At 52.9% G+C, this 12,986-nt stretch carries 13 protein-coding genes; 4 read left to right on the top strand and 9 right to left on the bottom strand.

Features of this window, described 5'->3' with window-relative positions; all coding sequences use genetic code 11:
• Positions 1-4 precede the first annotated feature (4 nt).
• Both hemB and AAAH10_RS09155 read right to left on the bottom strand, forming a co-directional pair.
• Positions 5-1,000, bottom strand: a complete 996-nt coding sequence (gene hemB / locus AAAH10_RS09160; RefSeq protein WP_343562754.1) for a porphobilinogen synthase — start codon at positions 998-1,000, stop codon at positions 5-7.
• 126 nt (positions 1,001-1,126) lie between these two features.
• Positions 1,127-2,422, bottom strand: a complete 1,296-nt coding sequence (locus AAAH10_RS09155) for an O-acetylhomoserine aminocarboxypropyltransferase/cysteine synthase family protein (protein WP_343562753.1) — start codon at positions 2,420-2,422, stop codon at positions 1,127-1,129.
• A 106-nt stretch (positions 2,423-2,528) separates the two neighbouring features.
• Between AAAH10_RS09155 and AAAH10_RS09150 the strand changes: the two genes are divergently transcribed.
• The 3 genes from AAAH10_RS09150 to mmsB all read left to right on the top strand — a co-directional run bounded on the left by AAAH10_RS09150 (position 2,529) and on the right by mmsB (position 5,206).
• Positions 2,529-3,086 carry a hypothetical protein gene (locus AAAH10_RS09150; RefSeq protein WP_343562752.1) on the top strand — a complete coding sequence of 186 codons (558 nt, stop codon included), beginning with the start codon at positions 2,529-2,531 and terminating at the stop codon, positions 3,084-3,086.
• Positions 3,087-3,202: 116 nt separating this feature from the next.
• On the top strand, positions 3,203-4,279 hold the full coding sequence (locus AAAH10_RS09145; protein WP_343562748.1) for an enoyl-CoA hydratase/isomerase family protein: 1,077 nt from the start codon (positions 3,203-3,205) through the stop codon (positions 4,277-4,279).
• Positions 4,280-5,206, top strand: a complete 927-nt coding sequence (gene mmsB, locus AAAH10_RS09140; RefSeq protein ID WP_343562746.1) for a 3-hydroxyisobutyrate dehydrogenase — start codon at positions 4,280-4,282, stop codon at positions 5,204-5,206.
• Between the two features lie 84 nt (positions 5,207-5,290).
• On the opposite strand, the gene AAAH10_RS09135 is transcribed toward mmsB, so the two are convergent.
• Positions 5,291-5,866, bottom strand: coding sequence for a TadE/TadG family type IV pilus assembly protein (locus tag AAAH10_RS09135; protein ID WP_343562744.1), 576 nt, complete (start codon positions 5,864-5,866; stop codon positions 5,291-5,293).
• Positions 5,853-6,464 (bottom strand): TadE/TadG family type IV pilus assembly protein, encoded by a 612-nt coding sequence (locus tag AAAH10_RS09130; protein WP_343562742.1) that lies wholly within the window; start codon positions 6,462-6,464, stop codon positions 5,853-5,855. The genes AAAH10_RS09135 and AAAH10_RS09130 overlap by 14 nt, the downstream gene beginning before the upstream one ends.
• A gap of 65 nt (positions 6,465-6,529) precedes the next feature.
• Here AAAH10_RS09130 and AAAH10_RS09125 point away from each other — a divergent pair, with 65 nt between their 5' ends.
• A complete protein-coding gene (locus tag AAAH10_RS09125) occupies positions 6,530-7,360 on the top strand; it encodes a tetratricopeptide repeat protein (protein WP_343562740.1) in 831 nt (276 codons plus the stop codon).
• A 32-nt stretch (positions 7,361-7,392) separates the two neighbouring features.
• Here AAAH10_RS09125 and AAAH10_RS09120 read toward each other — a convergent pair whose 3' ends face one another.
• Genes AAAH10_RS09120 through AAAH10_RS09100 form a run of 5 tightly spaced genes read right to left on the bottom strand, consistent with a single transcriptional unit; the run spans position 7,393 to position 12,968 of the window.
• The gene (locus tag AAAH10_RS09120) at positions 7,393-8,376 is read right to left on the bottom strand and encodes a type II secretion system F family protein (RefSeq protein WP_343562739.1); all 984 of its coding nucleotides are present in this window, start codon (positions 8,374-8,376) and stop codon (positions 7,393-7,395) included.
• Positions 8,373-9,371 (bottom strand): type II secretion system F family protein, encoded by a 999-nt coding sequence (locus tag AAAH10_RS09115; RefSeq protein WP_343562737.1) that lies wholly within the window; start codon positions 9,369-9,371, stop codon positions 8,373-8,375. The genes AAAH10_RS09120 and AAAH10_RS09115 overlap by 4 nt, the downstream gene beginning before the upstream one ends.
• Entirely contained in the window at positions 9,368-11,074 is a 1,707-nt protein-coding gene (locus tag AAAH10_RS09110) for a TadA family conjugal transfer-associated ATPase (RefSeq protein ID WP_343562735.1), read from the bottom strand. The genes AAAH10_RS09115 and AAAH10_RS09110 overlap by 4 nt, the downstream gene beginning before the upstream one ends.
• Positions 11,065-12,360: a CpaE/TadZ family protein gene (locus tag AAAH10_RS09105; RefSeq protein WP_343562733.1), complete on the bottom strand. Its 1,296-nt coding sequence runs from the start codon at positions 12,358-12,360 to the stop codon at positions 11,065-11,067. The genes AAAH10_RS09110 and AAAH10_RS09105 overlap by 10 nt, the downstream gene beginning before the upstream one ends.
• On the bottom strand, positions 12,360-12,968 hold the full coding sequence (locus AAAH10_RS09100) for a CpaD family pilus assembly lipoprotein (protein ID WP_343562731.1): 609 nt from the start codon (positions 12,966-12,968) through the stop codon (positions 12,360-12,362). Before AAAH10_RS09100 ends, AAAH10_RS09105 begins: the two co-directional genes overlap by 1 nt.
• Positions 12,969-12,986: the final 18 nt, after the last annotated feature.

The following is a 12,986-nucleotide window of genomic DNA, read 5'->3' as shown; positions in this document are numbered from 1 at the left end:
GTTCCTATCCCTGCTTCAGGCGTCGGGCCACATCCTTGGCAAAGTAGGTCAGAACGCCGTCTGTGCCTGCACGCTTGAAGGCCATCAGGCTTTCCATCATGGCGTTGTCGTGATCAATCCACCCGTTCTGGCTGGCTGCCTTGATCATGGCGAACTCCCCACTGACCTGGTAGGCCATCGTTGGTACGCGGAAGGTTTCCTTGACGCGCTGGATGATGTCCAGATAGGGCATGCCGGGCTTGACCATGACCATGTCTGCGCCCTGTTCGAGGTCTCCTTCGATCATGCGAAGGGCTTCGTCACTGTTGGCGGGATCCATCTGGTAGCTTTTCTTGTCGCCTTTCAAAAAGCCCGCTGCGCCCACGGCATCGCGGAAGGGGCCGTAGAATGCACTGGCATACTTGGCTGAATAGGCCATGATCTTGGCGTACTCGTGTCCTGCTTCATCCAGTGTTGTGCGAATGGCACCGATACGCCCATCCATCATGTCGGAAGGGCCGACGAAATCACAGCCGGCTTCGACCTGTGCAAGAGCCTGTTTACAGAGAACCTCGACTGTTTCGTCGTTCAGAATGATCCCGTCGCGGACAATTCCGTCGTGCCCGGCGCTGTTGTAGGGATCAAGCGCAACATCACCGATCAGTCCGATTTCCCGGTGATGCTTGCGAATGGCGCGAGCAGCCGAACAGATCAGATTGTCCGGATTGAAGGCTTCGCGGCAGTCAGCCGTTTTGCTGTCGTCCCTGTTATAGGGAAAAATGGCAACGGCAGGGATGCCCAGTTCAACGGCTTCTCCCACTGCGTCAACCAGGGTGTCCGGACCGTAACGTTTTACACCGGGCATGGAGGCAACATCGCTTGTGCCCATCTCGTCCTGTACAAACAGGGGCCAGATCAGATCGTCGGTGCCCAGGCGGTTTTCTGCGACCAGACGACGGGTCCAGCTATCGGTTCGGTTGCGACGCGGACGGTGCACGAGGAATGGGGAGAGGCTGCTCAATTGATTGACTCCACTGACGTGTTTTTTTGCCCTTGCTTACAGGAAAGGCTCAGGTCCCTTATAAAACCTGTCAAATAACAGGTCCAGAGACTTGAGCCTTTGAATGGAACTTTCGGCGGTCAGGGATTAATTTGTCGCACCCAGAGCCTGTGACAGATCGGCCAGAATGTCGTCGATATGCTCGATGCCGATTGAAAGGCGAACGTAGCTGTCGGATACACCTGATGCTGTCAGTTCTTCTGCTGTGAGCTGGGAGTGTGTTGTGGTTGCGGGATGAATTGCGAGAGAACGTGCATCCCCGATGTTGGCAACGTGATAGAAGAGTTTGAGCGCGTCAATAAAGGCCGCTCCTGCAGCACGTCCGCCTTTCAGCTCAAAGCCGATCAGTGCACCATAACCGCCTTTGAAATGTCTGTCGGCGATTTCCCTTTCCCGGCCGGATGCCAGACTTGGATGGATGACCCGTTCAACAGCGGGATGAGTGCTGAGGAACTCGGCAACTGCATTTGCATTTCTGCAGTGTTCGCGCATGCGCAGTGGCAGGGTTTCCATGCCCTGGATAAACTGGAAGGCATTGAAAGGGGACATCGCAGACCCAAGATCGCGAAGCAGAATCACGCGGGCCCGGAGGATATAGGCTATTGGTCCCAGTGGCTTGACGGCTTCTGTCCAGACTGCACCGTGATAGCTCGGGTCTGGCTGATTCAGTGTCGGAAAGCGATCCTTGTGGGCTTCCCAGTCGAACTTGCCGCTGTCGACGATCATGCCGCCAATGGAAGTGCCGTGTCCCCCGATGTATTTTGTTGTGGAGTAAACGACAATGTGCGCTCCGTGTTCGATCGGGCGGCAGATGACCGGGGCTGCCGTGTTGTCCATGATCAGCGGGATGCCGAGTTCATCACCGATTGCTGCCACATCGGAAATCGGGAAAACGGCAAGGCGCGGGTTCGGAAGGGTTTCAGCATAGAACGCCCGGGTTTTGTCATCTGCTGCCTTGCGGAAGTTTTCCGGATCTGACGGATCAACCAGTCTGACTTCAATGCCCATTGTTGGCAGAATATTGGCAAAAAGATTGTAGGTGCCGCCATAGAGTTGTGAGGACGCAACAACATTGTCGCCGACCTGTGCAATGTTCTGAATGGAAAAGGCAGAGGCAGACTGCCCGGAAGAAACAGCCATGGCGGCAACGCCGCCTTCCAGTGCAGCAATGCGCTGTTCCAGAACGTCTGTCGTCGGGTTCATGATGCGCGTGTAGATATTGCCAAGTTCCTTGAGAGCAAAGAGATTGGCTGCATGTTCTGCTGATTTGAACTGGTAGGATGTTGTCTGGTGGATCGGGACGGCGACAGAACCGGTGTTGGGATCGGCCCGGTAGCCTGCGTGAAGGGCAAGGGTTTCCGGTTTGTAATCAGCGGCGCTCATACATCTTTTCCTTTTAAAAACGAAAATTTTCCAAATCGCGTATTGAAGTTTTTCACATCTGTGGCGGGGACGTTATTTTGACTTATTATCAAATGAGTGTTTGTTTGTGCGCCCGGAAGAGAAGCTGGAGCTTGTGAGTTTTGGCTTGCTTGCAGGGCGTTACTTCATGATTCGACTTTCAGATTATCCCAATAAAAAAGCAGGTAAAAAGCAACAATTATTTTTGTTGAATTCCTTCGTGCGTCCCGAAAAAGGCTGTGTCTCTCTGTCTGGTGAATTCACTCCACAAAATGGATCATCAGGACTCGAAGCCGATATTCAGAAAAATGCAATTTGTGGCAAAGGGTGTGATCACAAGTGTTTGCCTTTCCTTTCTTTTTCTTCTGGCTGTCAGCGCAGTCTCCAATGGCAGGTCGACCAGCAGCTTCAGCGCCGGATTATTGTAAGCCGGGAGCAGCCAACGGATGATATTTCCTGTCATGCGCAGGATATCAGGGGCGGAACCGGCAATGTGCAGAAGGCCATGATGTCGGTGCGTAAAACCTCTGAGCAGAACCAGTCGACCTCTTCCGAGTTTCTGCAGGATTCCAGAGGGCTTGGAGATCAGTCGAAACATCTGGGATCGGAAGTTGAAGAGCTCCTGAACGGAATTCGCCGACAATAAAGACGGGGGGCAAAAGAGGGAGCTTTTCTGTTCCCTCTTTTTTTAACGGTTATGTTGATTGACACCCCTGTCACAATGGCTCCATCATATCCCCAATTAAAAACAGGGTATGCTTGATGACGCAGACAATTGAAGAAGATATTCTCTTTTCAGAGGAAAATGGAGTGGGGGTTGTTGTTCTGAACAGACCCAGAGCACTCAATGCCTTAACCCATCATATGATTGCCGCGCTCTATGAAAGATTGCTCGAATGGCATGACAACGAGGCAATTGATGTGGTGCTGATCAAGTCCTCATCGGAACGTGCCTTTTGCGCTGGTGGTGATGTCAGAGCGGTCTGGGATGACGCAGACCGGGGTGAGGGTCTCTTTCGCGTCGAATACCGCCTGAACAACTTTCTGGCGCATTTCAGGAAACCCTATGTGTCTCTTCTTGATGGCTATGTCATGGGCGGCGGGGTTGGCACATCCATTTACGGCAGCCACCGCATTGTCACCGAGCGCAGTGTCTTTGCCATGCCCGAGATCGCCATCGGTCTTCATCCTGATGTCGGTGGCGGGTATTTCCTCAACCAGATGCCGGGGCGCCTGGGGTGGTTTCTGGGGCTCACCGGATATCGCTGTTCCTATCTGGAAGGGCTTTTCTGCGGTTTTGGGACGCACTTGCTTGATGCATCCGATCTCAAGGTTTTTGAGGAAAGGCTTGTGGCCGCAAGCGACAAGGGATTTGCCCGTGTTGATTCCGTTCTGAAATCTCTGGCCAGAGACTGTTCTGCTGCAGATACCTTTCTGGCGCGCAATCAGAAAGTGCTGGATCAGGCTCTGGATCACAAAACTCTGGGGGAAGCCGTCGATGAGCTCCTAAAGCTTCAGGAAACTGTTGATGGGCAGGATGGGGAGATCCTTGGCAAGGCTCTCAAAGCCATGGGGAAGGGAAGCAAACGCAGTCTTCTTTTGACCTGGGAAAACCTCCGGCAATCCAGGGGACAGGCTATTGGTCAGGTTCTGGAAAGAGAGCTGAGAATTTCAACAGCGTCTGTTTACACCTCTGATTTCAAGGAAGGCATTCGTTCTGTTCTGGTCGACAAGGATGGCAATCCGGACTGGGAAGATCTGGACCTTCACAATCCGCCTTCGGATTTCATGGATTACTATGACAACTGGACGCTGAAGGATGGTGCGCTTTTAAAATAGATGCGCAATGAAACAATAAAAAGGAGGCTTGAAATGGCACAGGTAGGTTTTGTCGGGCTGGGTAACATGGGCAACCCGATGGCAGCAAATCTGGTAAGGGCAGGGCATGCTGTCAAAGGATTTGATCTGTCGGAAACGTCAATCGAACTGGCAAGGGAAAATGGCGTTACTGTTGTCCAGTCCCAGCTGGACGTGCTGGAAAATGCAGATGTCGTCATCACGATGTTGCCTGCAGGCCAGCATGCAAAGGCTGTCTACCTTGGTGCGAATGGTCTTCTGGCAAAGGCGCATCGGGGAACTCTGTTTATCGACTGCTCCACAATTGATGTTGCTTCCTCGCGGGAAATTCATGCCAAGGCCGAAAGTCATGATCTGTCCATGCTTGATGCCCCTGTTTCCGGGGGAGTGATCGGGGCGGAAACAGGGAAACTGACCTTTATGGTCGGTGGCAGTACAGAGGCTTTTGAAAAGGCCCGGCCGTTTCTGGACATTATGGGGGGGCGTATTATCCATGCAGGCGGTGCCGGAAACGGTCAGGCTGCAAAGATTTGCAACAACATGATTCTTGGAATTTCGATGGTTGCTGTATCAGAGGCCTTCAATCTGGCCGAGGCACTGGGGCTGGATGCCAGGACCTTCTTTGATATTTCCTCCAGTTCTTCCGGTTCCTGCTGGGCCATGACCACACACAATCCGGTGCCGGGAATTGTCGAGGGAACCGCATCAAGCAACAACTATGAGGCAGGGTTTGCTGCAAACATGATGCTCAAGGATCTTGGCCTGGCACAGATGGCTTCGGACTACACAGACTGTCCCACTCCCATGGGAGCCGAAGCGCGGGCCATATACCAGATGCTGATCAAGGCGGGACAGGGAGACAAGGATTATGCCTCTGTTATTAAAATGCTGAAGGGTGAACTGAGCTGAGCAGCTCTGAATCTGTTCTTCCGGAGGGTCCCGGGATCAATGAAAAGCAGTTGGAGCCTGTGAAAGGTTCTGGCTGCTTTTTTATCACTCCCTTTTGACGGTCAGGGAAAGGCGGGGGCGAAACATGGCGCGATGACTGATAATCCGATCCCCGATGATACTGACAAAAACGGGGCGGTACTGGAAGTAAACCTCGGCAACAATAATCGATTGATTGTTGTTGATCAGGAAATTGTCGGGAAGAACTGCGGCGCCGCCCTGTATACCGACGCTGCTGATGGAAATCAGGCTGCCATCATTGTCCTGCCATCCGACAACGGGATTGTCGTTGCCGTCATTTTCCACGGATGAAATATAAATTCTGCTGCTGCCATCCAGTTCAAAGGGTTTTGCGACCTCCTGTGCCGCTGCAAAGAGGTTGTTGATATCGTTCTGGTCAATGGTTTTGGTTCTTGAGGCCAGATCTGCCAGTGTCATTGCTGTCCGCTGGATTTTCTGGCTGGTGTAGATATAGCGCGCTGTTTCAAAGCTTCCGACCAGTACAAGCAGAAGGACAGGTGCGACAAAGCCAAACTCGATCAGAACGCCACCTCTTTCGTTGCGCTTGAAAGACCTGCACAGGGAACCCAGACGGGAAAGAAGTGTTTCAAGGGTCTTCATAAGGCTCATTCCTGACTGCAATGGAAGCCTGCATGTCAATGCTGGTTCCAATCGCTTTTGCAAGCATTCCCGTCATCAGAGGCCAGGTGTAATTGACCCGATAGATTACAACGTCCTGCGGTCCTCCGGCGCCGGCAACACCCATATCCTGATCCCATACACCATTACCATTGATATCGTTAAAATCTTCCCCGTCATCAAATTGTCCGTTTGCCGGCGCTGTATCCTGAAAGGGTTCGGGCTTGCCGATGTCTTCGAAGCTTGGATAAATCAGGATGTCGACATTGCTTTCATCCAGATTGAAGAGATTTAGTGTCACCTGATTGACGCGATCAATGATATGCTCTTCTCTGGATCTTCCGTTGATTTCAGAGCCGGTGATTGCAAAACGGGCGGCTTCGCGCACACCGCCTTCAACCAGACCGTTGGCGAACATGATCATGGCAACTTCCATGATGCCGACAATAAAGAGAATAAGGATGGGAGCAACAAATCCGAATTCGATCAGCGCGCTCCCTTTTTGACACAGCCTAAAGCGCTGGAAAAGATTATCAATTTGTCCTAGAGTATTATTATTACTATGTTTCTTGAAAGTCATCAGCAATGTCCCTTCCAGTGAGTAAGAACAGGAACGTGCCTCATTTCGTTCATGGTAAAGGTTTCTTGAAAACAGCGCTCTTTGTCTCTGCTGCGGTTCTTCTGTCTGCCTGCCAGTTTGACAAGAGTGTCGAGTTTGGAAAGGGCGCGCCGGAAAGCCAGTCGGAATTCCAGTCTGCTTCGAAAACCTATCAGGCCCTTGTGGAATCGGCCCGGGAAGCCGAGAGAGCAGGACGCTTTCAGGATGCTGCGACGCTGTATCGTTCCGCGGCCAGAGTTGATCCGGACAGGCTTGAAGCGCTTGTTTCCCTCGGTGACGTTCTTGCCAGGGGTGGGGCCAGTGACGAAGCGGCAGAGGCCTTCAGGGCCGCCTTGCAGAAAGATCCCAAAAATACCGAGGCCCTGCGTGGACTGGGCAATGCCCTTGTTGTTCTGGGCCAGCCTGATCTTGCCGTCACCTTCTACCGTCAGGCCCTGGAGCAGGATCCGTCTGATCACAGAAGCTATCTTGGACTGGGAGTGAGCAACGATTTGTCCGGTGCCTTTGATGTTGCGCGCAGCTACTATGACGCAGGGTTGGCGCTGGCTCCTGAAAATGCCGATCTGCTTTCGAACAAGGGGCTTTCCCTGGCTCTGACCGGTCAATACGATGAAGCCATTCAACTGGGGACCGAAGCGCTGGAAAAGGGCGGCCGCCGGTATCAGCACAGAACCACTCTTGCGCTGATTTACGGTATCTCCGGACAGTTTGAAAAGGCACGTCAGCTTTCTGCACAGGATTTTGACAGCGTCAGCCTGGAGCGGAACATTCAGTACTTCCGCACTTTGCACGGTCTGCAGGACCCGCTGGAACGGGTTCGCTCCCTGCGAGCATTCTATCAATCCCTGAGCAGCTGATACGCACTTGAACATTCCGGTTTCCCTGCTGCTTAAAGCTTGCTGAAGGCATCAATCGCGCCCAGAATACCCGGGCCGATGAGAACAATAAAAAGCGATGGCATGATAAAGATCACCATGGGGACTGTCAGTGTGGCTGGCAGTCTTGCAGCTTTTTCCTCTGCTTTCATCAGGCGTTCATCACGCATTTCGTTGGCCAGAACCCTTAGAGATGCAGACAGGGGGGTACCGTATTTCTCGGCCTGAATGAGTGTGCTGGTCAGGGCTTCAACGCTGGGGATGCCTGTTCGCTTTGCAAAGTTTTCCAGAGCGATCCGGCGTTCGCTCATAAAGCCGAGTTCGATGGATGTTAGTTCAAGCTCGTCTGAAAGCTCCGGAGAGGTCAGGCGGATTTCCCTTGCGGCGCGCATCAGGGCAGCATCAAGGTTCAGGCCTGATTCCGTACAGATCACCATCAGATCAAGAGCATCCGGGATGGATTTGATGAGCAGCTGCCTCCTCTTGTCTGTCTGGTTTTTGACATAGATATCAGGCGCAAAGGCACCAATGATAACCAGCAGCAGGGATGTGATCAGCTTTCCATTGTCACTCAGGTCATAGAGATTGAGCCCATAGAGTGCGATGACTGCGCCAATGGCAAAGGTGGCGGGCAGACAGACTTTCAAAAAGAGATAGTTGATCATGGCCTCTCTGGACCGATAGCCGGCAGCAGCCAGTTTCATCTTTGCTGTCTCGGCTGTCTGTCCGCCCAGGAGTTTGGTTTTGGTGACCATTTTGCTGGCGAGACCGTGCCCTTTTTCGCTCAGTCCACGACGTTTGGCTTTCGTTGCCTGATCCATCAGGTCTGTGCGTTTGTCCCGAAGGGCCTTGAGGCGTTTGCTGTTGGGGCGTTTCTCCACAAAAGGCAGGGCTGTAACGATGACCGCGAAGGCAACAGAGAGGCAGGCGGAGAAAATCGTCAGCTCTTCTGTTGACGTCTCGAAAGGCAGAAATTTCAGATAGACATCCAGATTCATATCTCGAACCTCACCATCTTGGCCATGACCGCGATACCAAGTGTCATGGATGTCAGTCCCGCAGCGATCAGGACATGACCTCTGGGATCATTGAGCATGCCCATAATGTATTCGTTGCTGACCAGATAAATCAGACAGAACATGACAAAGGGCAGGGAACCCAGAATCATTGCACTGGCGCGCGCCTCGGAGGAGACAGCCTTGATCTTGAGCTGCATCTGACGGCGCTTCCTGAGAATCTCGGAGAGGTTTTCCAGTGTTTCGGCCAGATTGCCCCCCGTCTCGCGCTGGACTGACAGAGTGATTGCAAAAAACTTGAGTTCATTGGCTTCAATATCGCGGGAAACAGCTGTGATGGCTTCTTCGAGGCTGTCCCCAACCTTGATCTGGTCGGCAACGCTGCGAAAGAGTGAACCTACGGGTTCAGCGGCTTCGCGCCCGACAGCAGCAATTGATTCCGTGACCGGCAAACCGGCTTTCAGGCCGCGAACCATAATGTCCAGAGCCTCAGGGAAGTTCTGAAGAAACTTTGTCTTTCTCTTGTTGATCAGATAGGTCACCACAACGTGGGGAATAAAAAGACCACCTGCAAAGCCTGTCATCACTGCGATAATGGGCACCGCGTCCATCCTGAACAGGAGAAACAGGGTTTCTGTTGCCCAGATGGTTGCGCAAATCAGGAGATAGTGAGCCGGACGGATCGAATAGCCGGTCTTTCTGAGCCTTGCGCGCAGCTTTTCAGGATTGGGCAAATAGCGCATCAGAACCTGATCAAGTTTCTTCTCGTTGCTTTTGACAAGAATGGAGTTCTGCAGAGCGGCTTTTTCAGATGTTGTGACGGCGCTGACACGGGAGAGGCGGCTGGCCTTTTTCTTTTTGTTGCTGTCGAGAATGCTTGAAAACAAAAAGATGACAGAGAGGATGGCCAGCAGTGCTGTTCCCACGAGAATGAGTTCAACTGTGTCTGCGTCCAGGGTTTTGAGGAGACTGTTCATTCTTTCATCGCCTCCAGCAGTGGTTTGTCCAGACCGAAATAACGGGCTTTTTCTGCAAAGTTAGGACGCAGGCCGCTTGGCTCGAAATTGCCGATCAGGTTGCCGTCAGCGTCCTCGCCCTCGAAGCGATAGGCGAAAAGCTCCTGCATGGTAATGATGTCACCTTCCATGCCGACGACTTCGCTGACGCTTGTAATTCGCCGCTTGCCGTCGCGCATACGGCTGACCTGCAGGATAATGTCAACCGCAGAGGCGATCTGCTGACGCATTGCCTTGGGCGGGAGGTTGAAGCCCCCCATGGCGATCATGTTTTCCAGACGGGTCAGGGCTTCACGGGGGTTGTTGGCGTGAATGGTGCCCATGGAGCCTTCGTGCCCGGTGTTCATGGCCTGAAGCATGTCGAGGGCTTCGCTGCCGCGAACCTCGCCAAGAATGATGCGGTCCGGACGCATACGCAGTGCGTTTTTCACAAGATCGCGCATTGTGATTTCGCCCTTGCCTTCAAGGCTGGGAGGGCGGGTTTCCAGGCGGACAACGTGAGGCTGCTGCAATTGCAGTTCTGCCGCATCCTCAATGGTTACAACGCGCTCCCCGATATCAATCATGCGGCTCATGGCATTGAGTGTTGTGGTTTTCCCTGAACCTGTACCCCCGGAAATCAAAACGTTCATGCGGCAGCGGGAGGCAATCTGCAAGACGCGCATCATCGGAGTGGAAATGGTGTGGGTCTGTGCCATCATTTCCAGTGTGATTTTTTTCTCGGAAAATTTCCGGATTGAAATCGAGGGACCGTCGATGGCCAGGGGAGGGATGATGATGTTGACACGCGAACCGTCGTCAAGGCGGGCATCGCAGAGTGGTGAGCTTTCATCAACACGTCTGCCTACATTGCTGACAATGCGTGTTGCAATGGCCATGACATGGGCATTGTCACGAAAGTTTACGTCACTCAAAACGAGCTTGCCACCGCGCTCGATATATACCTGCTTGGGACCATTGACCATAATGTCGGTGATGGCATCATCTGCCAGCAGGCTTTCCAGCGGTCCCAACCCCAGCATGTCATTGACCAGAATGGTCACCATGTTCCGGGTTTCAAGCGAGTTGAGCTGAATTTTTGTATCCCTCAAGGCATCACCAACAAGTTTGTTGATTTCTTCTGCCAGTTCCTGTCGGCTCAGGCGGGCCGCAGCAGAGACATCCATATTGTTCAGCAACACAGGGCGGACCTTTTCAACGGCTTCCCGGACGCGTTCATTGTTTGCACCGGTTGCTGAAAAGGCATCATTCCGGCTTTCGGTTTTTTGCTGTTGAACCTCGGGTTCGGTGACTTCGCTCCTGCCGGAAGGTTTGTCCTGTGGTGTAGCCTCTACCGGATCAAGATCATACTGCTTGATCAGGCGCTGCTCTTCCTCGAGTTTTGCAGAAGCGATGCGGGCCTCTATGAGTGCTGTGACCAGATTGCGTTCCTGCAGGGGGTTCAGTTCAACGGAGAACTCCTGCTTGAACTCTTCCACAATGGACATGACGAGCGCCGCCTTTTCGCCTCTGGGTTTGGCGATATAGCTGTCCGCAGGCATGGCAAGCGTAACCTTGGGGAGGATTTTATCACGAAGCGCCATAAGATTGACGCTTGTTGAACTGTCCTGATCGTCGCCGGAGGCGCGTCTGCTTCGGGCGGCGATGCTGTCAACTATCGCCACCATTTTTTCCTCGCTTTTTGCTGCTCCTGTCCGGAGATTTTCTGGACAAGTTCATTGATGTGTTTTGTGTAGACAGAGCGTTTTCCGCAGACATCGGACAGGGCCTTGCCGGACGCCTGGGCCTCTACAGACTGCTTTTCCAGTGCTGGCAGGATGAAATCAATTCTGTCTGTCAGGCCTTTTTCGAATTCAGCCTTGTTCAGCGCTGTTTTGCCCTTGTTTTTCTCGTTGATCACAACGGAGCACGCTGCGTCGAGGTGTTGTTCCTTGAGCCAGCTTTTCAGGCGGAGCGTATCGCGCAGGCTTGCCAGTGTCAGATCGCTGACAATTGTGATGCTGTCAGCATCACGCAGCAGATCCGGGTGAGACAGGGCCATGTGCCGGGGAAGGTCCATAATGATGGACTGAAAGTTTTCGGACACGGCTTTCAAAAGTGTTTTTACGGCGTGTGAGCTGAAAAAAAGCTCCTGATCAAGCGGGTCTTCTCCACCGAGAACAAAAAGCCTGTCCGTTGCATTGACCATGGCACTGCCAACAAAGAGCGCGTCAATGCGCTCCGGACTTTCCAGGGCTTCACGGAGACCTCTTTCCGGCATGAGATCCAGGGCAAGGGCACAGCTGCCATAGTGAACGTCCAGATCAATCAGGGCTGTCTGCTGATCAAGATAATGGGCATTTTGCCAGGCCGTGCTGACGGCAACAGTTGTCGTGCCGACACCGCCTCTGGCCCCGATGATCAGATGCAGCTTGCACTTCTGTTCAACAACAGCTTTCGGAGCGGGAGCTTCCTTTTGAACGGGAAGCAGTGTTGAAAGGATAAGGGTGTCATCATCAACAGGTTTGAAGACGTAATCCGATGCGCCTGCCTTCAGATAGTTTCTGTAGGTCGCGATGTCGTTCTTTTCGCCAAGCACAACAATACGGGCTTCGGTCATCTGGCAGAGGGTTTCGATGGATTCAAAGGCCGTGTCGTTGCCTGCAACATCCAGCAGCAGGACCTCGCAATCCAGATCGTCCATCACAAGTGCAGAGGAAAGACCACCCGGGATAACCTCGGTTTTGCCGATGCGTTTCTCGTGAACAAGTCTGGACAGGGTCTGGGCCAGTTCCGCATCGTCTGTAAAGCTGAGGATGTGCTTTGCATGCCGCAGGTTTTCGGGCAGAGCACGGCTTGTTTCGGCGCTGCTCTGCAAAACATCCGTGTCGTCCTGGCGCAGGCTGACATTCTGGTCTTTCTTGTCATCCTTGTTGAAGAACTGAAGAGGGGAGAACTGTGCGACTTGCATTACTGTTCTCCTGTTGTGTTTGAGCTGGTTGCTTCCTGGGTGCGCAGAGTGCCGGTTCTGTACTTTTGCAGGCCGAGTATTTCCGGACCAGCAATGGTATTGGAAAGTGTTCGGCCGTTGCGCAGATCGCCAGGGGCTGCAAGCATGCGCGCCAGATTGTTCCTGTTGGCGCATCCGTGATTGTCCGGAAGGGCCTGTCCGTTTGTCGGATCTTCAACCTCGTTCCAGTTGCCGCAGTTTCCAACGGTCACGACAGCTTTGGACAGAAGCAGTGTAATGTTGCTGTTAGAGGATGTCTGGCGGTAAACCTCGAGATTACGCGCTTTGAAAAAGCGTTCCAGCTCAATCTGGCTGTCCTGCGACCCGCCTGTGATGACCACACTGTCACCGAAGGTCGGATTGATTTCGCTGACAAAGCTGTCCAGTCGTGCCAGTTCGGAAACCGCAATGGTTCCATCTGCTGTGGCTGGCACCCTGTAGCTGTATTTCAAATCGCTGACAACAGGATGGGTGTTCTGCCTGATGGCTGTCGGGGATGGCTCATCCTTGGCGCAGGCTGAAAGGGCCAGAGCTGCCAGAAGGGAGAGCGGGAAGATTTTCTTCATCATGGTTTGAGCCTTTCTAGA

The sequence above is a fragment of the Carbonatibacter coralli genome (genome assembly GCF_039592655.1).
GTDB classification, from domain to species: Bacteria; Pseudomonadota; Alphaproteobacteria; order Kiloniellales; family Kiloniellaceae; genus Carbonatibacter; species Carbonatibacter coralli.
The sequence above is the reverse complement of the archived record's forward strand: the minus strand, read 5'-3'. Positions and strand labels throughout refer to the sequence as shown.